The sequence below is a fragment of the Nostoc sp. genome, from assembly GCF_036917455.1.
Lineage (GTDB): Bacteria > Cyanobacteriota > Cyanobacteriia > Cyanobacteriales > Nostocaceae > Nostoc.
Genome location: NZ_JBALDK010000201.1, coordinates 51286 through 75939 on the forward strand (window position 1 = coordinate 51286; position 24654 = coordinate 75939).

Below are 24654 nucleotides of genomic sequence, written 5' to 3' on the forward strand. Positions count from 1 at the left end.
TGAATGAATGCTGACAACATAAAAGGTTATTTGAAAAGTCCTGTTGTTGGTATAAAAAGTTCTAGATCCCCCTAAATCTCCCAATTTATCGGGAGACTTTGATTCCAGTTCCACCCTTGAAAATGGGAGCCAGCGTGGTCTTGGGGGTTTCCCCCATGAGCGACTGGCGTGGGTTAGGGGGGATCTCAAAGTGCCTAAAATGACAGTGAAATACTTGTTCATTCAACCTCTAAGTAAAAACATTAGTCTTTGCAAGTTGATTTATCAAATCTCTTTTTTCTCTCTGCACCACGGACACTTTGCTCAAGTCGGGAAACCCGCCCATGCAAGTGTCTTCCTCCGCGTCTCTGTGGTTAAATAAAAGATTTTTTATTTAACCACAGAGGCACAGAGAACACAGAGTCAAGAGATTGTAATTTATTGATGCAAATTTTCACTCAACTTGAAAAGGCTAATCCTAAACATAAACTTTTTGGAGATAAAAACATGGGTTCTCAATACTTTGATATCAAACCAGTTGCAGGACGGATCGGTGCTGAAATTATTGGTGTTAACCTGAGTTCTCACCTTAGCGATGACATTATCAGCGATATTCGCAAGACTTTAGTCAAACACAAAGTGATCTTTTTTCGCGATCAGCAACAACTCGATGCTGATGGACAAGTTACCTTCGCTCGTCGTTTCGGTAAACTGACTACAGCTCACCCCACCGTACCATCGCTTCCAGAAAACCCAGAAGTTTTAGACCTGAATTATGGGCGCACCACTTCCCGCGCCAATAACTGGCATACCGATGTGACATTTGTAGACCGTCCTCCTCTCGGCTCTATCTTACGAGCGCTTGATATTCCCCCAACGGGTGGTGATACAATCTGGGCAAACTCTGTGACTGCATACCAAGATTTACCCACTCATCTGCGTAGTCTCGCCGATCAACTTTGGGCAGTACACAGCAACGCTTACGACTATGCAACTGGATTCGACCTACCTGAAGATGTCAAAGCTCAACGGGCTGTCTTCACCTCGACTGTATACGAGACTCTGCACCCAGTTGTACGTATCCATCCTGAATCTGGGGAGCGTGGGCTATTTATCGGTGGATTTGTGCGCCAGTTCCGTGGCTTATCAACGACTGAATCGGATGATATTCTCCGGCTGTTGCAAGCATACATAACACGTCCTGAGAACACGGTTCGTTGGCGTTGGCAAGTTGGTGATGTAGCCTTTTGGGATAATCGGGCTACTCAACATTATGCGATCGCAGATTACGAAAACCAGCCCCGCCGCGTTCAACGAGTGACAATTGTCGGCGATCTCCCAGTTGGCATTGATGGTAAACAAAGTGAGGCTATCAAGGGAGACGCTTCTGAATACAACCGACGCGAGGCGGTGACTGCGTAATATTTGGGTATTTCCACATGGGGCAGAATGCTGCCCCTAAGAGGATATTTTAAGCTGGAAAAGTTTTGACGAAATCATCTCCAGGAATCACGCTAGTGTAAAAAGCGTATTTGCGATTAGCGACATAACGCCGGTCTTGTTTAATAATCCTCATAAACTCTCTATGTCCGTCACGAGTCCGTCCTACTAAACAACCCGCACTAGCAAGGCGAATATCATTCCTGGGGAAATCAAAGCCATAGTGTTGATTCACATAAAAATTATCACCTGTATCAAGCTTGTCGCCAGTCCGTTTAAAATCTTGGTTGAAATCTCTACAAACAGTTATATCTCCAGTTTGTACTAATGCTTCGTGAGGTTCTGCTGTGCCGTGGATGCCAACAGACCAAGCTTTGTATTGCCCAAACTGAATTCTTGCTGCTCCTTTGGGATTCATCGGATTATAAGTGTAGTACTTCCCTGGTTCTGTAGTAGCTTCCCAGTGATCTACGATTTTGGGAACGCCATTTACTACTTCAATGACAATCCGGCGATCGTTAAATTGATTAGGCGTATCACTATTGAGATTCCAGTCTGCATTTATACCTTCAATATAAACAATGTTATATTCTTTTGGATTGGTGAATACTTGATAATTTTTGGATAGCAAGTATTTCACAATCCTACTAGCAATGTCATTACCAAGTTTTAAAGGTTGTTTAGGAAGATCGTCTATTTTTGTTTCAATCAGTTTCTTGGCTGTGACTGCTCCTAAAAAGCCACTCTCTTCAGTCTTTGCTAATTCTTGAAATTTTTTGAGAGATATTACAGAAACAGGGCCAAATATCCCATCGGCTGGAGGTTCTAGCAAACCTAAGCCGATTAACAATATCTGAATCTGACGAGTTAAGTCTGCATCTTGAGCGATCGCATCAAATGACCATTTCTCATCTTTTCCCAAGAAATCTTGTAGTTTCATTATGCACCTGCTTTCATTTACTTACTTCTAAGTATAAACATCATTCTAAAAATTGATGTTGTTTGAAACTATACTATTGGCTAGAATATGATGTCACAATTTTTACTATTAATTTATGATTCAGCACACAAAAATTTATAGAAATGAAACTGAATAAAAGACTATTTATTGGAAATTTCTATTAAATTTTTTCCGTAATATTTAGAAGATATATGAATATGATGAGTATAAAGTTGTACTGGAAGATGTGAAAAATATTATCGTGCCAAGTCTAACAATTTTTTAACACCAGGTTTGCACAACATGACCCTTCATTTGTTGTCCCAACCAAGGTGTATTTTGTGAAAGTGTATAAAGATTTTTTCGTTCGACTTTCCAGATTTGCTGGGGATCAAATAAAGTAAGTTCTGCTGGTTGATGAGGTAGAATCGCACTGACTTTTTGCCCCAAACACTCTGCTGGACTAAGACTCAATGCTCGCCATAACTCTAATGCTGTAAATTCTTCAGTTTCAACTAGATATTGCCACAGCAAAGGTAATGCTAACTCTAAACCAATTGCTCCTGGAGGCGCTTCGGCAAAGGCTTGGACTTTTTCTTCGTAGCTGTAGGGTGTGTGATCGATCGCGATCGCATCTATAACGCCTGTACGTACCCCCGCACGCAATGCCACGACATCACTGGGATTGCCTAAAGGCGGGTCTAAATGCAAGCTAGTGTGATAACTCTTAACTGCTTTTGTATCAAGTAAAAGGTGCATCCAGGTGGTGCTGGCGGTGATGGGTAAATCAGCAGCTTTGGCTGAAGCGATTAATTCCACGCTGCGAGATGTGGAGACGCGCATGATATGGACTGGTGTACCGATGGCTGCAACCAATTCAAGTATAGCTGCGATCGCAGTGGTTTCTGCACTGGCGGGTATTGGTGGTAAACCGAAACGGAGAGCATCTACCCCTTCTCTCATTACACCATTTGCTGTTAACTGGCGATCGCTAGGCCAAAATGCGACTGGTTTACCCAACGGCTGGAGATACTCTAACACTCGCCGCACCAGCGCCAAATTTTCAAAGGGTTTACCATCGCTAAAACCAACAACTCCAGCAGACGCTAAATCTGCTAATTCCGTCATTTGCTTCCCAGCAACATCTAGGGTGATAGCGCCCCAGAGATGAAGCAGGGGAGCAGGGGAGCAGGGGAGCAGGGGAGACAAATTAGTTTTCTCTTTCTCCCTCATCCTCCCTATCTCTCCACCTTTATTCTGCAACTGTGCCACAAGTGCAGGGTTATCAATAGCTGGAGATGTATCGGGTAAAATGCTAACTCTGGTAAAGCCGCCAGCAGAAGCAGCTTGTAAAAGAGACAAGAGAGTTTCCCGTTCTTCAAACCCTGGTTCACCTGAGTGGCTGTACAAATCCACTAACCCAGGCCCAAGAACTAATCCTTGGCAATCTTTAATTTGAGTATCGGAATGAATATCAGCAATGTGCGAAGCTACTTCTTTAATATAACCATCAGCAATTAGCACATCAAAGAGTTCGTCAATTTTAGAAACTGGGTCAATTACCCGTACTTTTTGCAGCAGTTCAGTCATAAAGCTTTTTAGTTATGAGTTAAGAATAAAGTTAGGAGTTAGGAGTTAGGAGTTATCAGTTATAAGTTAGGAGTTATCAGTTATTTGTTCCTTGCTCATCATTTTTAACTTTATTCATCACTCATAATTTTTCACTCCTAACTTTATTTCTAAGTCCTCACTCCTAACTACTAACTTTTTTACAATGCCCCTGCTGCTGTTTTATCTAGTACGCCACCACCAAAATGAGTGGTGATGTTCATAGCTTGTAATACTGGTAAACCATCGATTCCAGAAGGGTAATCGATAAGGCTGACTGCGCCATTACCCTGACGGAAATTCCAGAAATTTTCCAGCGATAAACCTAAAATGTGACAAAGTAAGGTTTTATTAGTTGCGTCGTGAGCTACTACTAATACAGTTTTGAACTGATTAGTTGATGCGGCTTCTACTATTGATTTCCAAGCTGCAACGCTCCGTTCCCACACCTCTTGCAAATTTTCCCCTTCAGGCATTTGCACTTGGGCTGGTACTAACCGCCAGCGTTGCAACTCTCCGGGAAATTCTTGTTCTATCTCTGTTTCTAATTTTCCTTCCCAAAGTCCGTGGCTGATTTCTCTTAAACCATCTTGCAAGTCTAACTTTACATTAGGATGCTGTTTTAAAATAATCTCTGCTGTTTCTTTAGGACGCAGCATTGGGCTACTGCAAGCAAAATCAATCGCTACCTCTTGGAGAAATTCGCCTGCTTTTTGCGACTGTTGTCTACCGTTGTCGTTGAGGGGAACATCAATTTGTCCTTGAAACCTAGTTTGGCGATTCCAGTCGGTTTCGCCGTGACGCACTAGTAATAAACGTATTCCTTGATGATCCGGTCGCAATGAAGGTAAAGCCTCTCCAGTGTGTTGCGTCTGATTTAAAGATTCTAGCTGGACTGGTTCACCCAATCCCCCAGCAAAATTAAGTACACTGATGCCACAGTTAGATTGCTGAATTGAATGGTAGCGACTTGCAGAGATTCCCAAAGCTGTACTAATCAGAGCGCGATTAATGCCGTTATGTCCCACTATCAGAATAGTTTCGCCTTGATGTTGAGACAAAGTTTCTTGCCAAAACTGCCGCGCTTGTTCGTATAAAGCAAGAACAGGAAAATGTTCTCTTGTTCCCTCTGCATCATTTAGCAGCATCCGCAGTTCATCAGGCCGTTGGTGCCAAGTGCGGTAGTCTTCGGCAAATTTTTGCTTAACTTCAGAAGTTAGCAGTGCTTCCCATAAAGGCAGGTCAATTTCTAGCAGCAAATTAGAAACTTGGATTACGGCAGACTGTTCAGGATGAGTAGCTAACTCACTATGGATAATATCTGCTGTATGTTTCGCTCGTTGCAGGGGACTGCTATAAATAGCATTAAATATAATATTGCTGAGGGCTTTGCCAACAATACTTGCATCGTTACGACCTTTTTCGGTTAATGTTGACGCATCAGTGCGTCCCTGAATACGCCGCTCGGTATTATAACCGCTTTGACCGTGGCGCACAATGATGACACGAGTCATTTTAAAGCCCTCCTGTATCTAGACGATTAATTCTACTGCAAAATGATTGCAGAATTACCGACCCAGAAAGGCGGATTTAGTTAAAAGGGTAGTTAGGAAGCGTAACTACACAGGCAAAATCCATCTCTGTGGATTTAAAACCCTCAATTTTTTCTTAAAGATCGTTTATTATGTTCAGGACTTCTTTGTCTACTAATCTGTACTTATACAATACCTAAATTAGCTGTGTAAGTGCGGGCTAAACTCTAACCCATTTCGATCCCTTTGGGTCTTTGTCATAGCGGTAGATAAAGCCGTCCGTAGTAGCGATCGACTCTCCTTTACTTGCCTTGCTTCTAATAGTGCTAAGAGAATATGGCGTTAAGGCATTCATTTCTTTATATGAAAGCCCTCCAATTGTACTAATTTCTGACTTGTTTGGAGATTTTTCTAAAGAAAAATCATCTATTTTAGCTGGAGTATTTGCAGAGGGTTTAGGAATGCTTGCTTTTTGATTTCGATAATCCTGGACAGTCAAAAGTTGCCAACTAGAATCTTGTGAAAGTTCCAAAACCCATTGGTGATAATCAAATAGACTTTCCCTATGTCCAACACTAATAAACGTTGTTTTTGTCTCTTGTAAGAGACTATTAGAAAAGCCGAGACAAAAATTGCTGAAGAAAATTCACCTATATTGTGCCTCCAAGCCGACAATTGAAAGGTTAATTCGTTCTTTAGTAGGACTTACGCAAAATATCTCTCAAACTCTGATTTCTCCGTGTCCTCTGCGCCTCTGCGGTTCGTTATTCCATAACTCATGCGTAAGTCATATTTAGCTCAAGAGTTGCTCCCCTAGCGACTTAAAATATGGCCAAGATTGGTTTTGAACTACTTGCGTATCTTCTTGAGCAAACGCAAGAGCATCTCCAGGGCGAAGCAAGCAAATCGATACAGGAGAAGCGATCGCTCCATCTTTGCGGGTTCCAGAGCGCACAGTTGCTACCTGACAAACATGCTCTGGGGTTGGATCGACTGCCATGATGTGTGCTTGCGATCCATCAAGGCAAGGGCCAAGACCGCGCTGCCAATACCAAGGAGCGCCACCATCAGAGTACGGTACAATTCGTTTGGCATTCCAAATTTCCGCTACATCAATTAAATCATCAGCATCGCACATCATCTTTTGGCGGACTTGCCAGCTTTTCTCTGGTACAAAAGGAAGATAGCGAGCGACTGATGAAAAGAGATATTGAATTGGATACAGTCCAAAACCTCGATATCCTCCAAATAAAGTATCAAGGGAACCATAACGTTCTAAGGCTGCGGCTGCCAGTTTTTTGACATCTCCCAAGCAGTCAGTCCCTGAGTCTGCTGTCAGTGCTACACGGCGATCGCAGTATTCAACAAGGTAGGTGTTACCTTCATTGCGAATATCTGGATGTAACGCTTCAGCAACAGTTGGCTGTTCTCCGTAGAAGGGTAAGGCAATAACTCGCATCCTGTCAATTTGGGTTTCGTCGAACCAGCCAAGTGTGTGAATATTCTTGAACCCAAGCTGACGCAGCCGCAATGCCATATCGATCACCAATACAGATTCTCGCTTGACTTCGGGAAGGAAGATTGGCGTGTTTGCACCAAGTCGCAGCAAGGTTCCCAAATCAAAATGATCGGGGTGAGAATGGGTGATGAATACAGCATCGGGTTGTCCCATTTCCTCTAAGCTGAGGGGTTGGTAGTTTGGCGGATAAACCTCAGACTTGGGCAACAAAAATGGATCGAAGAGAATACTAGAGTTGCCATCACTGAGCCGCAGGGTTGAATGACCAACAAAGGTAGCATGGCCAAGTTGTGGCTTGACGGATAGTTCATTGAATTCAACCAGTGCGCCATAATCACTCAACACGTTCCATAACTCGCGGGCAATGGTTGCAGTCGGAGTTGTACTTCCTTGTTGCCATTCTCCTAAATACAAAGCCAAATCGGACAGGAGATGAGGTGATAATTCGAGAATGACGATACTTTCGCCAATATTACGTTCCAACTGAAGCGCAACAGGTTTAACGGCTTTGGTATCGGGATAAAGCCAATCTTCCAAAAGCACACCAGGACGCTGATACAAATCTGCAAGACCACCGGGAACCATTGTCGCTGCCAGCAATTCCCGCGAATGAGCTACCACATCTGCAAGCCCGTATTGATGGCGGTGTGCTGTGATATCAGTGCAGTAGCGACGGATGATAGTGTCGCATTGTCCGGTTATGGCACTGCCAAACTGGGTTTCGTCTTGATAGATGAGTTGAAATCCAATGGTGCTGCTTAATTTTCGACGTATCATATAAAGCTATTTCCTCTACGCGACGACCACCCATGTTCAGTACGGGCAAAGGGTAAGGCCAGTTCTGCCATGTAATGCTGTCCTTTTGGGTCAACTAGCCAAGATTGATTGACCAACTCTTCTACAATTAGCCATCGGGTTTGTTTTTGCAGGTCTTTTTTGAAAAACGACTCAAGAGATAAAGGGCTATCTCGATGCAGAATAAGTGAATGCTTGCCCTCTATTTGCAGATTGAGCAGCATCGGCCAGCCATACTCAGAAGCTAATTGCTGCCACCTTGCGAACAACTCTGTTGCAGATAATGTGGCAAGTTCTGCTAATAGTTGCCCACTCAAAACTGTCCTCCGAGGACGTAATATCGCTGCTTTTGGCAGCTGAACGCGAGGAGTGAAACGAGGTGCAGTCAGTTCAATCTGCATCGGCAAGGTGGCAGCACGAAAGATCGCCGTCGGATTATCTTGAAAGGTAGTCCAAAGTAATTGTTCAGAGATGGGGTCACGGGCATTAACCGCAGCCAAGGAAAACCAGAAAACTGCTACTGGGTTGGGGAGCGAACGCTTACAGCGCGGCGAAGCCGAACGCAATTTTAAAAAAGGTAGTTGTGTTTTTGGGTCTAGAAAGATTTCTGCATCGGCGAGGGATGGAGTATCTTGACTCGCCCCCCATAACTCAATGGGAAGAAGGTTGAAATGGGGACGAGCCAGTACATTTGGATTTGACTCAAAGGGACTTTTTAATTCTGCGATTTGAATTTGATGTTGGCTTGCCAAACAGTCAAGCTTTTCTTGAAACCAAGAATGCAATAAATTATTTTCATTCAATAAGTCTTTAAACCGAGCAAAGATTCGCACCGGATCGTCACTAATGCCGTGAACTACCAGTTGGAAAGACTCAAATAGACCCGCGAACAAGCAACCGAAAGGAGCCGTAGACACCGACTTTGGCGTATTGCTGTTGGTTTCGAGAACGACTATTTCTGTATTTTGCGATAGCGATCGCTCCCATGCCTCTAACCGGGTGACAACTTCAGGATGGCTATGAGCCGCTCTCATTTCAGAAACCAGGGTGGATTTGAGATCCCCTAGTGCAACACCCGTCGCAAATTCTTGTTTGAGTCGCTCGCGAAACGCCATCCGCATTGCCGAGGCTGGACTTGCATCATTAATCCAGCAGCGCTCATAATCTGCAAGTGTTTGCAACAAAACGTTTTGCTGCGCCTCATCGATGGTAATCCGAAAGGGTAGCCCCAAATCGCAATGCAATACTGGCTCGGATAGCTGGACGAGGGAAACATCAAGGGCTTGAGCGAGTTCTTGAATAAACGTTTTTGCTTGTTGCAGAGAATCTGCAAGTGCATCCACAGACATCACCTCAAGTTTTGCCGCGAGAGGATCACAAAGACAATGCAGTTTTTGGATAGTGCTATTCCAGAGACACCGATCTGACTCAATTAGCTTGTCTGCCACCACTGTTAACGCTTCCCAAGGATTTTCAAAACGATGGGGTAGGTCGAGTCCGCCTAAAAGCACACCCCCATCAATGAAGATATTTAAAATATCCTGTATTCCTGCTGCATGGTTCCAGCTAGGTGAGGCTACTACTGTTTTGGCTAGTTCGTCTAATGTTCCCAGATCCAGTTTCGTCAGTTCTGCTAATAAAATGTCCACAACTTCTTGAAATTCAATCTCACGCTGCTCGACTAACCCCTGTGGAGTGCGACCCCAAAAGAGCCAGGAACCATCTGCTTGTCGTCTCAAGGTAGGATTTAATCGCCAAGTTGCATTTTCACGATAAATTGAACGTTGAGCTAGCGATCGCAATATCGTTTGAAAAGGACGCAGGTCGGGTGTAAATGAATACTCAGCCGCAGCCGGATCGTGCCGCGCTGTCTTAGCAAACTCGACTAAACTGACACCAGCCCATAAGCCATAAGGTGTTGTCCGTCCCGCAGCCCGTGCTAGATAACGATACAGCGCTGTCTCCAGATGGCGGATTTTTTTAGTGCGTTTTCCCTGTCTTTGTGGCAGCCCACGCTGTACCTCCGTGACGAGTGACGGATTAGACAACAGCAGCGCTTTCATAAACCATGAATCTGCTGCGGTCATCTGCCAAAGGCGATCGCGCTCGTCTTCATGCACTTGCTGATAGGCTGTTGTATATTCCTTCCAGGTATGAGCATCCTTTGTGCGGCTCGCTGCCAACGCTAGGCTAGCAAGTTCCTGATTCCCAAAACTCTGAATACTCTCGATTGGCCAAGCAGCAGCCCGCAAGATACCAACGGGGGCAAGCTCAAATTGCTTTTTGGGATGATTCATCAATCGTTGGTATCCCCTCGTGGACGGGCATATCTAGCTGTAGCCACACGGCGATGATTGGTCAGCAGTGGCTCAATTACCCTAGTGTAATGTTGCTCCAGCTTCAGTACTGCGGTGAAATCTCGCATCACGGCTGAGTATCCCTCAAGACTCAACCCTGCTTCCTTTAACCATTGCTCTGTATCTTGGCTATCGAGTAAATCAAACTGCTCTCGAAAGGAATCGGACATTGTTTGAATTTCCATCTCAGAAATCTTCAGCCCCAAGCGCTCTGCTTCTTGAACTGCCAAATAAGCCAGTAGAACTTTTTTGTTCATCACTTCTTCGTTCTCCCCTAAGCGGGTGAGAATCTGAATATCATTGGCACTTTCTGGTGATGGTGCTTTCTCAGACTGGGCATCAGCCTGAACAAGAGAAGTTTCGCTAGTCCCAAAATGACGGAGATAGTAAGTCAGTGGGTCTGAGGGGAAATCTTCGGGTGTCTTTGGCCACTTTGGACACTCCAAACGACCATTGCGTACAGAAATAACCTTTTCATAACTACGAGCCTCACCCGCCAGCCAAAAAATTAGCCCCGGCATTTTGCCCGTCATCACATCGTCAAGAGCTTGTCCGGCGACGTGGGTAAAAAAGTTTGCTTCTGGATGCTCGCCCGAGAAGACAGAAAAATCCTCTGAACGAAAATCAATGGCATAGTTTAGCCGTTCTCCATCTCCAGCATGAACCACCAACTGCCAAACAACCTGCTCGGCAGGGAAATTAGTCCAACTGCTGTGAGTCTGTTTGACCTGATGTTTGAGCCACGAAACCAACGTCCCTGCCAGGAATACATCTAGCTTTTGTTGCAAGTTACGCCGTTCTTCTGGTGTAGACAATCCTGTGAGGGTGCTGATATCGATTGGTTCCCAACGCAACCCAGGAGATGGCTTTTCTCTAACGAAATCAGCTGACTGTTCGTGTCGTTGTGGAGGTTGCCCAGCTTGAAGTTCAATCACATCACCGGGACGCACGGTTTTCGCTCGTTCTGGGGAACCAAGCCGACGTTGCAACAAGCGAACCGTTTCCTCTGAACTTAAGGGAAACGCATAGCGGTTAAACCAGGCGTGCCGACCACTAAAGCACAAACCTGAAGCGTAAGGGAACACCAAAGCCGGGTTGCAAGCACACGCCGCTTCCAGCCAACTAACTACCCCTTGGCGATCGAATGTTGCTCCCATGCCGTGCAAATAGCCCATACTGGCACGTACAACTGGCTGATACTTGGTTGAAATTAAATCAATAGCGCCGTATTCTTGGGTGATTTTTTCTCCAATTTCCGCCGTTACTTCTGCATCTGCCATGTGCCAGAATGTGCCAGTTGCATCTCGAACTAACAGCCCAAACTCTGGTTCTTCGTGGTCTGAAGGAGTCGGGAGTAAGTGAGTTTCTCCGAGAGCGATCGCCTGCCAAGGCTGACAGATTATGATTTTTGAGAATCCGATCTTTTGCAGCTGTTCGACTAGTGCCGGTTCATCCGCAGTAATTACAGGCAGTTCGCGCGGCAGTTTTTGGAGGGTTTCTAAATGAAAGTGATCGAAATGTCCATGAGTCACCACCAAAGCTGTCAAGTTTGGTAGTTTGTCTAACTCAAATATCCGACCAGGATGGTAAGTAAGTGTACCCCCGACAAGTGTATCCGAGAAGCATGGATCGAGCAGGATGCGTTGATCGATAGTTTCGATGTATAAAGCAGCATGACCACAGATAGTGACACGCATGAGAATTGTTTCCGTTGTTGGTACTGTCAGAAAATCCTAGCCGATTTGAACAGTAGAAGGGGAAAATCTTTAAGGAATTTAAGAAGCGAAGGATCGATTGCTAAGATTGGTAGCAAATAATTCCCAAATTCCATGAAGCTTGCATACTAGAATACAGAACATTACTGACAAACAGTTTCATTCATGTGGAAAAAACAATACATAATGTCGTAGTTTTGGGCGGCGGTAGTGCTGGTTTTCTCTCTGCCTTAGCGTTGAAGGTGAAGATGCCCTGGTTTAATGTGGTTGTAGTGCATTCCACAAACATTCCCGTAGTGGGTGAAGCGACCACCGCCTGGATACCTTGGTTTCTACATAAGGGGAGCAATGCGATTTTGTGAGCAGGGGGAGCAGGGGATGCAGGGGAGGCAGGGGAGGCAGGGGAAGAGAAAGAAATAAGTGTATTTATAGCTATAAAAGTCGTAAAAAATACTAAAATTTTCTCTTCACTCCCCCTGCTCCCCTTGCTCCCCCTGCTCCCCCTGCTCCCCCTGCCTCCCCTGCTCTTTTCACGAGGATCTCACTTTTTCGCGTTGCTCCCCTACATAAGTACCTATCTACTTATGGGTCAACAGGTTGCCACAAAGTATCAAAGCAACAATGACACCTTGGATTTAGATAATTGGCGACAAGTCAAAAACTATTTCATCAAGAATTGTGCTAACGCCTTACCAATTCAGGAGGCGATTCAGGTTGTTAAAGAAAGAAAATTTCAATGGCTGACTTCATAAATAACATTCCCCAGGTGCCTCGAATTAATCCCAATGCCCATTTAATCCTCAGTGAAGCGGGTGAGGTTTGTAGTTGGGTGGGCGGCGAAGCGTTCGTCCTTGAAGGCATTCAGCCCAGCATTATCCGCAAACTGTTGGCGCTGATTGATGGAGTTCGTCCGCTTGAAAAAATTTATGCTGAACTTGCAGATTCTGGCGATCGCAATTACTTAAACGAGATTGTCTTGGCTTTAAGTAAGCTGGATATTATTGAAGAGGTAGTAACTGAAGCCGCACCCCAAAATCATCGCTGGGAGTTGCCCATAGTCTCTAAGCAGTTAGGTCAAAAGGCGATCGCTTTACTAGGCAATCACCAATTACTTAATACTCTCGCTAAAACCTTTGCTGCCGCAGGTTTTGATAATCGTCGCGCTTTTTACCTGAAGAATTTTGCATCCTGTCAAACGCCTGAGTTTCGCGCCCTTCACCAAGAACGGATACTCGTCAACGGCACTTCAAAATATCTGTCATCCCTAGCGCCGACAGTATACCAAGATAGTCTAGACTCTGTTAGTATTTCTGGCTTATCTCAACTCTTTAAAGAATTTGACTTTGTTGTTTGTGCTTTGGAAGGTATACCATTTCAAGCATTGTTAGATGTCAATAAGTCGGCGCTAGCCAGTGGCACTCCATGTTTATTTGTCACGGCTTCCCAGGAAACAGCACTCATCGGCCCAACAGTTATTCGAGGTGCAACCGCTTGTTTTGGCTGTCGAATCATCACTTTAGAAGGCTTACCACCGATATTTGAAGATATTTGGCCGCAACTTTCAACCCCAATCGTTGCCAAGGCGGATAGCCAAATTTTATCCTCTGTAGCCCAGGCTTGTCTTGAAGAAGCTATTTCCCTTCTAGGACCGACCTTAACACCAGTTCGGGCAACCAGCGTTTTAAAAATTACAGAGGAGGGCGATCGCACCATTAAGCGGCTTCTCCCTAGCGGTGAGTGTCACGAGTGTGTCCCACAGCTAGATGAGCCGTTGGGAGTTATCGAACGAAGTGCGATCGCTGCTGCTGCTGAAGAAATTGGGCGGATCTGGCCAAATTCACCCAAGGCTGCAATCCCCCCAGCCCCTGATGCTTACCAAACTGTGGGCATTTTGGGGGGCGGCACAGCTGGTTATCTCACAGCTTTAGCCTTTCGTGCTTTCAGACCAGACATCAAGGTGACTTTACTAGAATCGAGTGCCATCCCGGTGATTGGTGTGGGCGAGGCGACTACTCCAGAACTCGTTAAGTTTCTCCATAGTCCCCGCTTTTTAGGGCTAGATATCGTTGATTTCTATGAGAGAGTTCGTCCTACATGGAAGTTAGGGATTAAGTTTCAGTGGGGACTGCCTGATGATTATGAATTTACGTTTCCATTTCAGCGTGGACGCTTGCTAGAATCTCTCCTCTATGATTCAACACTGAACAATCAATCATTGGGGGCAATGCTGATGAGTGCCGATCGCGCTCCCATTTTCGATCGCGGCGATGGTACTCCCTTGTCTCTACTTCACCAGATTCGCTGGGCGTATCACCTCGATAATCGGCGGTTCGTTCGTTACCTCCAAGAAGAAGCGATCGCTGCCGGGATAGAACATATCGATGTGCAAATTTCTGATGCCCAGATATCTGCCGATGGTGAAACCATTACCCATTTAATTACCGAGGATGGGCGGCAACTAACTTACGATTTATATATTGATTGTTCAGGCTTCCGCTCGTTGTTGCTACAGAAACTTGGCTCAAAATTTGTGAGTTACCAAGATACCCTCAGCACCGATCGAGCGATCGCTGCTACTGTCCCCCATAATGGTACAGTTAAACCTTACACCTTAGCCGAAACCATGAATAATGGCTGGTGTTGGAATATTCCCTTTGAAGATGCCGATCATCGAGGTTACGTATTTTCTTCAGCATTTTGTAGTGACGACGAAGCTTTAGAGGAAATGCGTGCCAAAAATCCGGGGATGGGCGACCCTTGGCTTGTGAAGTTTCGTTCTGGGCGACATGAGGATTTTTGGAAAGGCAACGTTGTAGCGATCGGTAATTCCTATGCTTTTGTTGAACCGTTAGAATCGACAGCCATCCACACGATTGTTTTAGAATTAGAACTTTTACTTACCAACTTTCCAGCATCAAAGCGAGATGAGGGGGTTAAATCCGTACTCAACCGCAAGATGAGCGATCGTTGGGATGCCCTGCGTTGGTTTCTTGGAATTCATTACAAGTTCAATCACCGTCTATCTACTCCCTTTTGGCAAGCAGCCAATAGAGATACAGATATCTCTGGCGCAATAGAGCGATTAGCCTTATTTACTGAGCGTGCCCCCCTCTCTTACCGAAATTCCCTGTTTTATCCACTACATCCTCCAGACTTTTTCTCTGACGATCACTCCTATGACACACTATTAGCTGGGCAACAAGTACCCGCCCGCTTTATGGAACCTGTCGAAGATCCAGCGACTTGGCAACGCCAAATGGCAATTCTCAAAGGTCTGGCCAGCACTGCGATGCCCCAACATGAAGCCCTCTCTTGCTTACGTGAGAAACGGCCAGATTTGCTTTACGACTTTACCAAGCGCCGAGATAGTTGGTTACACACCTGGCTTCCTGCCTAGTGAATTACTGTTCCTATCCCTAATTACGAAGAATTACGGATTGGTACTTTGCGCTCTATTATTCGCCAATCAGGATTAGCTCGTGCTTTATTTGAGGTTAATTAAGCTGAAAAGTACTATGGAGTGGGGAGCAACGCGAAAAAGTGAGATCCTCGTGAAATAGGCAGGGGAGGCAGGGGGAGCAGGGGGATTAAAGAGGCATTTTTAGTATTTTTTACTACCGAAACAGACTGCTTCTACACTTACTTCTTTCTCTTCCCCTGCCTCCCCTGCCTCCCCTGCCTCCCCTGCTTACCCATCTCACTGTTAGAGCATTGCTCCCTATGGAGTGGTACATCACCACTGGGTGTATAAATAATTTCACCTATCGCATATTCCAAAAGTTATTTTCCAACACTGCCAAAAGTAGCGATCGCCATTTTTATTGAGCTATTGCTAATACAAAGCCCATTCTAATTTCAGAGTTTCTAACTTAGGATTCTTTACACTCATTCTCTTACACTCTTCCATAAATTCCTTGACTTATTCTTCGTTAAGACTTAAACCGCCATCTTGCAGATTATTGATATAAGTAATGACATCTGAAGTTGTTAAAGCCGAACTTATTTCTTCGAGAAGAATAGCATTTCTAACTTCCCGACAAACCAACTCAATATCTGATGAAGTAAATCTCACACTTTTTTCTGCCAGGATTTCAAAGTTAACTAGCTGATTTATATCAATTTTTAACAGATAGTGTTTGAATAAATCTATTCTTTCTATTTGAGCCGGAGGGAAAACAGGAATCTTCCAATCAAATCTACCAGAACGTTTTAAAGCACTATCAATACAACTCAAATAATTAGTAGCAGCAATGACAATTACATCACTATTTTGAAGATTATTTAGTTCTATAAGTAATTGGTTAATAGTTGCTTTTTGGTCTGTATGTGCGTTGTCTTCATTCCGATTAAACCCGATACTGTCTAGCTCATCAATGAATAAAACTGAAGGAGCTTTTTTCTTAGCTTGAGCAAAGATATCTCGAATATTTTTTTGACTTTGACCTATCCAAACACTGACAATATCAGCAGGAGAGAATTTAAAGAAATATCTCCCAGACTCATTAGCAAAGGCATTTGCTAGTAGGGTTTTACCGCATCCCGGTAATCCATAGAAAAGAATTCCCCCAATTGAACCCTTGTGTCCCTTAGATTGAAGCTTCAGGAGTCTAGTCAGTTTTTCTTTTTCTTCGTTCAAACCTTTTACTTGGCTAAAGTCAAGCTTAAATTCTTTGACGCGGTTAGTAACTGGATATGCTTGTATTAAACTAGGTTTTTTAGCCCTATACGCAAAAGATGGATAGTCGATTGAATCAAATGATACTGGGACTAATTGGTGTTTTTCATAATCAGGAGCCATGATTACAACCTGGAAGCGATCGCCATAATATCCAGACAACTTATATTCTAATATTTCCTTAGCTTTTTTTAGTTGGTAATAGTTGCGTGCAATCTCAAAACCGGGAATTACCAGCCAAAGACTTTCTAGTTTATTTGGCCATACTTTTGATTTTCTCAAAACTCTTTTTAGGGGATCTAAAAAGAGATTATTATCCTGAAACTCTTGATATTTTAGAGTTTCTATCTCAACCACTACCTGATTTTTTACATAGACTTCTATGATTTCGCTTTGGTACTCTTCATCCTCTTCTGATGTATCTTCATCTGTTGTTTCCTCATCCCTGGAAGTCAACTCAACTTCACAGCCAATATTAGACAATTTATATCCTAGACTTTCTAAGGTTTTAATAGCAAAATACTTAAGATAGATATATTCTTTACTTTCCTGTTGCCACTTTAAACTGTAAAAATGCTCTGGTTTTATCTTCAGCAATAACTGTGATTCTGCCTGGATCTGAGCTTTTTGTAAATCTAAAAAATAGTCTCTTAAAGATACATCATCTTCCTGAATTTCATAATGTGGAAGTTCCAAGAGTAGACGGAAATGAGCATATACTTCCTCTTTCTGTTCAATAGAGGCTTCATTTGGATATTTACACCTGAGAGTAAAAGTAAAAGGAATTTTACTAGCAACTCTATCTACCAAGTATCCTAAAGCATCTTCTTGCTGATGAGCTTGGATTTCTAATACCGATGGGCAATGAAATAAAATAAAAAACTGTTCAGAATTATATTTATTGGCATATAGAGATATCTGTTCAAACTGCTGGTCAAATTTTTCCGAATCAAGCAACTCTAAACCAGTGTTGCCAAGTATAATACTGGTCATAGTTGAGCGATAAAACTGAAAAATACTAGCATCAGAGATAGGATTTTCTTGATCGTCTTGACAATCTTTATCTTCTGAGACAATACTTGTAGGAATTTTCCTAGTGGCAGCTTTAGGTATAGTATTATAATCACTATACTGATGCTTTCTAATTAATTCATAATTAAAGATTTTGACAACAATATCAGAGAAGAAATCTTCTACTTGTGGAATCAAAAAAATCCCTACTGGCTGGTGGGAATCCAAACATGCTTGGAATCGTTCATATTCTTGTTCGGAGCCAAAATCAAACAAGTAGTAGAAAAAATCATGTTTGACTGAAATCGTCTCTTGTCGTTTGACTGAAATTGATTCAGATTCAGCTACTTGATTAGTTGGAGCTATACCTTTAATAGAAATAGCTATCTTTGTATCTAAGGGAATATACAAATCCAAAGGAGGATTTGCACAAAGTCCCAATTCATCAAGAGCAGCATTAAAATCATCTATGAATGATTGACTTCTACGCTGATAGCCAAACTGTTCGATGATAGTTTTAACCCGTAGGCTTTTTTGAGTTTTACCAGTTCTCTGAAGTTTACTTTTAATCGAACGTAAGTACGCTGTATATGACATTTTGTGTCCTCTTGCTTGAATAGGTTTAACTAGCATCCCCAAGGAAGCTAAATATATAGTTCCCTAAATTACATAAGTAGCTAACTCATACAACCGATATCTCGTAAATCACCATTTTAGGTCTACGCTTTCAAACTTATTTAATCAAGTTAAATGTCTTTTTACAGCAGTACGATAAATCATCATACACAACCCATCCCTACAGCCGGGTTAGTGCAGGATTAAACGGAAGTTCAGTAATGTTTGAAATCAACAGGCGACGGAGTAACCCCAGGTGGAACATCACAGAAGACTTGGCTGGGTATATGTTCATGATGCCCACCATACTAGTTTTGGGGACTGCTTAAGCCTGTAACCTTCTTTGTGGTAACAGTGGGGGTGATTGGGACTTTTCAACTTTTTGACCAGTCTTACATCTTTTCTGGCGGTACTGGCGGGCCAAATAACGCTACCTTATTGGCAGTATCCGACATTTTTGATTTTGAAAGCGATCGCCTGGCTAAATTCTTACCAAGGCATGATTGTTCTTAGCATGGTCAATGCCACTTTCATCTTCAAGATGCGGTAATTTTTTGTTAATTTTCTTAAAGAACTAGAAGAAGCCGCTCAACTTGATGGCTTAAATACCTTTGGAATTTTCCGATATTATTGTCTTACCTTTGGCAAAATCGGTGCTAGCAGCACAGACTATTTTTGTGTTCATGGGAAGTAGGAATAATTTTTTACTGCCTATAGTTATCCTATTTGACCCAGAAATGTTTACCCTCCCTTTGGCGCTGAACACGTTCAAAGGTCAATACATCAGCAATTGGAACTACATTATGGCAGCTTCTATGGTTTTTACCCCTTTTTTAATCGTTACTTTATTCAAAGCGTCATTTTTACCGCAGGAAAAGGTTAAACCCCATTCCCAATGCCCCATTCCCCATTCCCCATTCCCCAAACAGTATTTTGGGCAACAAATTGCACTCCTAACGTGATATTGGTATTACAGCGACTCAATCTCTATCTATCAGTTAACAAGCATTATGGGTTTTGCAGACCTATCAATCGCAGAGATAGCAGCTGACTACAGCATACCTGTAGAAAAAGTGTTTTCTCTGTGCAACCAACTGGGAATCGCCTACAAACACCAAAAGACCCGTTTGGCGTTAGAAGATGCAAAGGCAATTATTTCCCAAATATCGTTTGAAACACACCCAAAAGGTACTAGCGACTTATTGGGTGATGACGAGGACACCTGAAGGGTGGATCTTGGGCTTGAGCTAATCATTGATAGCTAATGACAAAAAACAATGAGTCATTAGTAATTAGCAGCTTGGAGATTGAGAATCGCTTTATTAGCTGTGTTGAGAGTAAAAATTTTTAAGGGGAAACATGTTTAGAAGACTAATTGGCGTTGTTGTGGTCACTGTTTTACTCTCTTTTCAGTTGCTTGTCGGTAGCGCGACAGCAGTGGAACTAGACAAAGCTACCCGATCAGTGCCATTAAATACTGAAGGTGAAGTTACCGTACTTAGCCTTAAACAAGTCAAAGAAGGCAAACGCTTATTTAATTACGCTTGCGCCCAATGTCATGCTGGGGGAGTTACCAAGACAAACCAAAACGTGGGACTGACTCCAGACGATCTGGCACTGGCAACACCCAACCGTAATAACATTGAAGGCTTGGTGGATTACCTGAAAAATCCCACTACTTACGACGGGGAAGAAGAGATTTCCGAAATTCACCCCAGTATCAAAAGTGCAGATATTTTCACAGCAATGCGAAATCTGACAGATGATGACTTGGAGGCGATCGCCGGTCATATTCTCATCCAACCCAAAATCGTTGGCACTAAGTGGGGAGGCGGAAAAATCTATTACTAAATCCCGGAATTAGGATTGGGGATTGGAGATTGGGAAGAATTCAGTCCCCAGTCCCCAGTCCCCAGTCCCTCACATTACTGATTCCACAGCTTTTTGCAATAAATTGCTCTCCATATCTTAAAAAAAAATTGTATCTATGACAGATTGTCATATTTGGTGTTGATTTTATTTAAAATGAGAAAGGAAAAAAAAATTGTTTGTTAGGAGAGAGCCATGAAATTTATTTCGGCAAGCTTGCGACGCTTTAGTTTAGCTGTGTTAACAATCCTTTTAGTTGTTAGCAGCTTTGCAGTTTTTACTCCCAGCGCTTCTGCTGAAACCTACCAAGTGAAATTGGGTAGCGATAAAGGACTGCTAGCATTTGAACCGAAAAAGTTGACAATTAAACCAGGTGACACAATTGAATGGGTGAACAATAAAGTTCCTCCCCACAACGTTGTGTTTGATGCAGCCAAAAACCCCGGTAAAGATGCCGCTTTAGCAAAATCTCTGTCTCATAAGCAGTTGCTAATGAGTGCTGGTAAAAAGGAAACAACCACTTTCCCCGCAGACGCACCTGCTGGTGACTACACCTTCTACTGCGAACCTCACCGTGGTGCTGGTATGGTTGGTACAATCACTGTCCAAAGCTAGAAACGTTCTCATTGAAACAAGATCCTTTCTCTGTGAAATTACCTCATAGCAACACGCTACACTCCTAGAGTGACGCACATAATGCATAAATGGCGGTAACGAGTCCTACCCCACCCCTAAGACGCTAAACAACCTGTAGCGATTGAGGGATGAACTCGTTACCGCCAATTTTGATCAAATTTGACTTAATCAGGGATTAATCGCGTTTATACTCTTCCTGGAGGCTTGTTGCGAGGAAATTCTCTTGAGAATACTTTTATTAATTTTAATGTTAGCGATCGCTCTATTCAAATTGACATTCATTAGTCCAGCACTAGCTGCCGAAACATCCAACGGTGCTAAAATTTTCGAGGCTAACTGCGCCTCTTGCCATATAGGTGGCGGCAATATCCTTATTAGCCAGAAAACCTTGAAAAAGGAAGCATTGTCAAAGTACCTAGAAAATTATAATCGCGACTCTATCGAGGCGATTATCCACCAAGTGCAAAATGGTAAAAATGCCATGCCTGCCTTTAAAGAAAAGTTAAGTGCTGAAGAGATTCTGGAGGTAGCTGCTTACGTTTTTCAGAATGCAGAACAAGGCTGGTAAAGTTAGCCATCGCGGTTCTCAAGCCAAATGGAATATAGATCACTCTTAGAGGATGTTTGAAAAGTATTGGGCGAATAGAATTCGCTACTACACTAAACTTAGTCCACGGAGGTGGACTAACGAAAAAGCAAGGCTTTTAACCCAGTTCAATGGGTAAAGTCTCGTGTAGCCGTGACTTCCAGTCGCTCGGTAAATAAATTAGACTTTTCAAACAACCTCTCAGAGGCACAGAAATACTCATAGATGCAAATATTAGAGCCAAGAGGCATGGAATTCGCAGCTAAAAACTTAAGTCCGCGGAGGCGGACTTAGGAAAAATTGAAGATTGGAAACCTACCGAGTAGGTTTTGTTTTTGTAGATGCGGTTTCTAACCGCCTTTGTAAAGTTAAGTTAACTTTTTTTAATCCAAAATCACCAGTAAGTAATTATTTTTCTGGATTAGATTTTTCTCTCTTTTCCTTCACTTGGCGCAACTGTTCTACTAATTTTTGATCCGATTCGGCAGAGAGAGTAGACTCAATCTGATTGACTTTTGGCAGTATTAAGGGTTCCGAAGTTGTAGCTGCTGATGAAGGTGCGATCTGGTTATTTCTGATTGGGAGTTCAGATAATGGTTTGGGAGTAGCTGTCGGTGAGAACTGAGGCTGATTGCCATTTACTCCTGGTGCAGTTAATGGTTGAAGAGTACCTTTTGAAGAAGGCGTAGGCTGATTACTTCTAATTAGCAGATCGGGAAATGGTTTAGAAGTGGCTGCTGGTGAGGGGGTAAGCTTATTATTGATTCCTGGTGCAGATAGTTGACTAGTCCCAGTGTTGTTTTGGAAACTTAGGTTAAATGGGTAGGAACTAATCTGTTTATCTCCCTTGGGGGATTGCTTATTGAAGTATTCCCTTGCTTTTAATTGCAATTCAGGGGAAATTAGCTTGTCTTGAAACTTGATATCTAAGACCTTACCATCACGATCCACTACTAATACCCCCAAAACAGCGCCTTCAAGATTCGGCTTATCTGTAGGTAATGTTTGGCGAATGACTGGTTTTTGTTCAACGTTGGGGTATTCTTGCTGAACTTCTTTTCTCAGGTTTGCGTAGGAATCTAGCTGTGCAATTGCTAAATCAGTTCCTTTTCGAGATAAATTGGGTTGTTGTGATGTGCTTCCCCTCATTAGGGTTAAGCTATCCCCAGGTCTTGGAGCTTGTTTTAGAGAACTTATTAGCGAGTTTTGAGCAATTCTAGACCCATTATTACCCGACTGGATCGTTTGTGGAGTGGTATTTACCTGTGCTGTTGTAATGGGGTTAGTGTCAGAGAGGTTCGGAGATTGAGCATTTTGCAGAATATCATTAGGTATTTGCTGCGACTGCAATACTGGCAATGGCAATCTATTTACATCCAACGACTTAGATACCTGGTATTTGTTATCACTGACATTTACACGAGGAACTGATGGAGAAAATTTGGGGGTGGTATTGAATTTAGAATTGTCAAATTTAGAGCTATCAAATCGCAAATTATCACTAGGAATCATCCGCAAAGTCTGCCTTGTAGGCACGGAGGAGACTCGATAGTTATTCGATGATTGGGGTAGCGGAGGCAGTACTAGCTGACTGCTAGATGGCGGTGCTGCCAATGGAGGCAATGTGGTTTGGGGGTTAAAGTTAGATGCAGAAAGTGGCGCTATTGGAGGAAGTTGTTGTAAACCAATTTGGGGGGTGCTTTGTGGCAAACGGCTTTGATCAGCTTGGCTCAATTCCAAAAGTCCAACGGTTTTGGATGATGCTGTATCTTTGGGTTTGCTAGAATCCATAGGCATCAATGGCACAATCATGGCGATCGCACCGTGGATGCCAAGAGAAGCTATAGCCGCTATCCCAATTGGCTGGCTTAAAACTTCTGGTATATTTTTAAACACGGAGACGTAAGACATAGCTGTTATCGTTCACTCGGCTCAGTTGCAGTTGACTAGCGATTTTCTCTTTCCGAACTATATTGCAAAATATCGCAATATACGCGTCCCTCTAAGGAAATAATATTTTCCTTTCATGGCAATCAAAACGCCAAAATTGCCATTTATTCAGGTTTGTAGTTGTTTAATGAGACTGGATCGGATCTTTAAATTTGAGATTGCTAAAGAGATATTTGAAAAATTACTACTTTTGGTTTTTTATTTTGTGACGCACACAATTAAAATTAATATCTGGGATCTTTATTAAAGTTGAAGTCAAGGTACAAGTCTGAGTACATCAAAACATCTGCTGAAGTTGCCTTGTTTTTCTCCGCTTTTCTATTCAACTAGGCTTGTGTAACAGATGGCACATTTGCTTGTCTAAACTAGTCCCTATGTGAAAATACTACCATACTAGCAGCCTCAAAATTGTTGCAAATTGTACAATTTTATTGACATTTCAGTTTTAAACCCCACCAAAGCCATTTAGGCTTTTCTGATCGGGAGTTCAGTTGTGCGATCGCAATTCTAGCTTTTAAATTCTGACTACTTCTTCGTCAAAAAGTTTCAAACCCTGAATCATTGCAGCTAACCATCCAACATTTAAATGAAATGCCGTTACCGACAGTTATTGTACCGGGATATCTAGAAAGCGCGATCGCTTACCGCCAACTAGAACAATCCTTACAACAGTTAGATTTTCCTACAGTTACAGTCCCACTGCGACGGCGCGACTGGCTACCCACTATTGGCGGAAGACCAGTAACACCAATTTTACAAAAACTCGACCTGACAATCAAGCATACATTGCAGCAATATAATGCTACTCAAGTTAACTTAATTGGTCACTCTGCCGGAGGTTGGATATCCCGCATCTACATGGGAGAAAAGCCATATTGGGTAAGCAGTAACGCTAAACCTTCCCTCTGGAAAGCGCATCCTTTAGTTGCTACTCTCATCACCTTGGGCACACCCCATATTAGCCAAGAACGCTGGACACGCTCCAATCTAGATTTTGTCACTAATAACTACCCAGGAGCTTTTTACAAAAACGTTCGTTACATTTGTGTGGCTGGCAAAACTATCTTTGGACAAAGGCGGCGTGGTAGCTGGTTAGCTTACAGTAGTTACCAATTAACCTGTGGTAAAGGCAATACTTGGGGAGATGGAATCACACCAATTGAAGCTGCTCATTTGGAAGGCGCAGAAAATCTGGTAATTGAAGGTGTGAGACATTCTCCTAGAAGTCCTGGAATTTGGTATGGCTCACCAGAACCCTTAAAAGCTTGGGTGAAATATTTGATTTAATCTAATAGATTGCGTTATTTTCAACAATTGTTTAGCAATGAATTACTAGCGCTAAGAGTTAAAGTCGTCTTTAGACCACAGGACTTACGGACTGAAAACCTCAAACCTAGAGCGCACCTTTAAAAAGGCTCCGGTGTACA

General features: G+C 43.0%; 17 protein-coding genes and 3 pseudogenes. 11 read left to right on the top strand and 9 right to left on the bottom strand.

All coding sequences use genetic code 11. From position 1 onward, the window contains the following. Positions 1-486: 486 nt before the first annotated feature. Positions 487-1401, top strand: a complete 915-nt coding sequence (locus tag V7K42_RS21485; RefSeq protein ID WP_334919362.1) for a TauD/TfdA dioxygenase family protein — start codon at positions 487-489, stop codon at positions 1399-1401. 49 nt (positions 1402-1450) lie between these two features. Here V7K42_RS21485 and V7K42_RS21490 read toward each other — a convergent pair whose 3' ends face one another. The 7 genes and pseudogenes from V7K42_RS21490 to V7K42_RS21520 form a co-directional block, all read right to left on the bottom strand. After that, positions 1451-2359, bottom strand: coding sequence for a peptidoglycan-binding protein (locus tag V7K42_RS21490; protein WP_334919363.1), 909 nt, complete (start codon positions 2357-2359; stop codon positions 1451-1453). A gap of 282 nt (positions 2360-2641) precedes the next feature. Then, on the bottom strand, positions 2642-3949 hold the full coding sequence (locus tag V7K42_RS21495; RefSeq protein ID WP_334919364.1) for a dihydroorotase: 1308 nt from the start codon (positions 3947-3949) through the stop codon (positions 2642-2644). A gap of 179 nt (positions 3950-4128) precedes the next feature. Next, positions 4129-5481, bottom strand: a complete 1353-nt coding sequence (locus tag V7K42_RS21500; RefSeq protein WP_334919365.1) for a histidine phosphatase family protein — start codon at positions 5479-5481, stop codon at positions 4129-4131. Positions 5482-5719: 238 nt separating this feature from the next. Further along, positions 5720-6103 (bottom strand): annotated as a pseudogene (locus V7K42_RS21505) (ABC transporter ATP-binding protein/permease); the annotation flags it as partial. Positions 6104-6292: 189 nt separating this feature from the next. Further along, a complete protein-coding gene (locus tag V7K42_RS21510; RefSeq protein ID WP_334919367.1) occupies positions 6293-7795 on the bottom strand; it encodes an MBL fold metallo-hydrolase in 1503 nt (500 codons plus the stop codon). Continuing rightward, positions 7792-10110 carry a lantibiotic dehydratase gene (locus V7K42_RS21515; protein WP_334919368.1) on the bottom strand — a complete coding sequence of 773 codons (2319 nt, stop codon included), beginning with the start codon at positions 10108-10110 and terminating at the stop codon, positions 7792-7794. Before V7K42_RS21515 ends, V7K42_RS21510 begins: the two co-directional genes overlap by 4 nt. Continuing rightward, complete coding sequence (locus V7K42_RS21520; protein ID WP_334919369.1) at positions 10110-11867, bottom strand: MBL fold metallo-hydrolase; 1758 nt, start codon at positions 11865-11867, stop codon at positions 10110-10112. The genes V7K42_RS21515 and V7K42_RS21520 overlap by 1 nt, the downstream gene beginning before the upstream one ends. A gap of 185 nt (positions 11868-12052) precedes the next feature. On the opposite strand from V7K42_RS21520, the gene V7K42_RS21525 reads away from it, so the two are divergent. From V7K42_RS21525 to V7K42_RS21535, 3 genes are all read left to right on the top strand, one after another. Next, positions 12053-12247, top strand: a complete 195-nt coding sequence (locus V7K42_RS21525; RefSeq protein ID WP_334919370.1) for a tryptophan 7-halogenase — start codon at positions 12053-12055, stop codon at positions 12245-12247. Positions 12248-12469: 222 nt separating this feature from the next. Next, on the top strand, positions 12470-12637 hold the full coding sequence (locus V7K42_RS21530; RefSeq protein WP_334919371.1) for a hypothetical protein: 168 nt from the start codon (positions 12470-12472) through the stop codon (positions 12635-12637). Then, positions 12622-15282: a tryptophan 7-halogenase gene (locus tag V7K42_RS21535; protein ID WP_334919372.1), complete on the top strand. Its 2661-nt coding sequence runs from the start codon at positions 12622-12624 to the stop codon at positions 15280-15282. The genes V7K42_RS21530 and V7K42_RS21535 overlap by 16 nt, the downstream gene beginning before the upstream one ends. A 522-nt stretch (positions 15283-15804) precedes the next feature. On the opposite strand, the gene V7K42_RS21540 is transcribed toward V7K42_RS21535, so the two are convergent. Beyond that, a complete protein-coding gene (locus V7K42_RS21540; RefSeq protein ID WP_334919373.1) occupies positions 15805-18168 on the bottom strand; it encodes an ATP-binding protein in 2364 nt (787 codons plus the stop codon). A gap of 339 nt (positions 18169-18507) precedes the next feature. Between V7K42_RS21540 and V7K42_RS21545 the strand changes: the two are divergent. The 6 genes and pseudogenes from V7K42_RS21545 to petJ form a co-directional block, all read left to right on the top strand. Then, positions 18508-18645 (top strand): annotated as a pseudogene (locus V7K42_RS21545) (sugar ABC transporter permease); the annotation flags it as partial. Further along, positions 18590-19069: pseudogene (locus V7K42_RS21550) on the top strand (carbohydrate ABC transporter permease); the annotation flags it as partial. The pseudogenes V7K42_RS21545 and V7K42_RS21550, both read left to right, overlap by 56 nt. A gap of 127 nt (positions 19070-19196) precedes the next feature. Next, positions 19197-19412 (top strand): hypothetical protein, encoded by a 216-nt coding sequence (locus V7K42_RS21555; protein WP_094329803.1) that lies wholly within the window; start codon positions 19197-19199, stop codon positions 19410-19412. 133 nt (positions 19413-19545) lie between these two features. Further along, complete coding sequence (gene psbV, locus V7K42_RS21560; RefSeq protein WP_334919374.1) at positions 19546-20037, top strand: photosystem II cytochrome c-550; 492 nt, start codon at positions 19546-19548, stop codon at positions 20035-20037. Positions 20038-20250: 213 nt separating this feature from the next. Beyond that, positions 20251-20670, top strand: coding sequence for a plastocyanin (gene petE, locus V7K42_RS21565; protein WP_334919375.1), 420 nt, complete (start codon positions 20251-20253; stop codon positions 20668-20670). Between the two features lie 244 nt (positions 20671-20914). Continuing rightward, entirely contained in the window at positions 20915-21259 is a 345-nt protein-coding gene (gene petJ / locus V7K42_RS21570) for a cytochrome c6 PetJ (RefSeq protein WP_094329800.1), read from the top strand. 426 nt (positions 21260-21685) lie between these two features. On the opposite strand, the gene V7K42_RS21575 is transcribed toward petJ, so the two are convergent. Continuing rightward, positions 21686-23188, bottom strand: a complete 1503-nt coding sequence (locus V7K42_RS21575) for a hypothetical protein (protein ID WP_334919376.1) — start codon at positions 23186-23188, stop codon at positions 21686-21688. Between the two features lie 630 nt (positions 23189-23818). Between V7K42_RS21575 and V7K42_RS21580 the strand changes: the two genes are divergently transcribed. Beyond that, the gene (locus tag V7K42_RS21580) at positions 23819-24514 is read left to right on the top strand and encodes an esterase/lipase family protein (RefSeq protein ID WP_334919411.1); all 696 of its coding nucleotides are present in this window, start codon (positions 23819-23821) and stop codon (positions 24512-24514) included. The last annotated feature ends 140 nt before the right edge of the window (positions 24515-24654 follow it).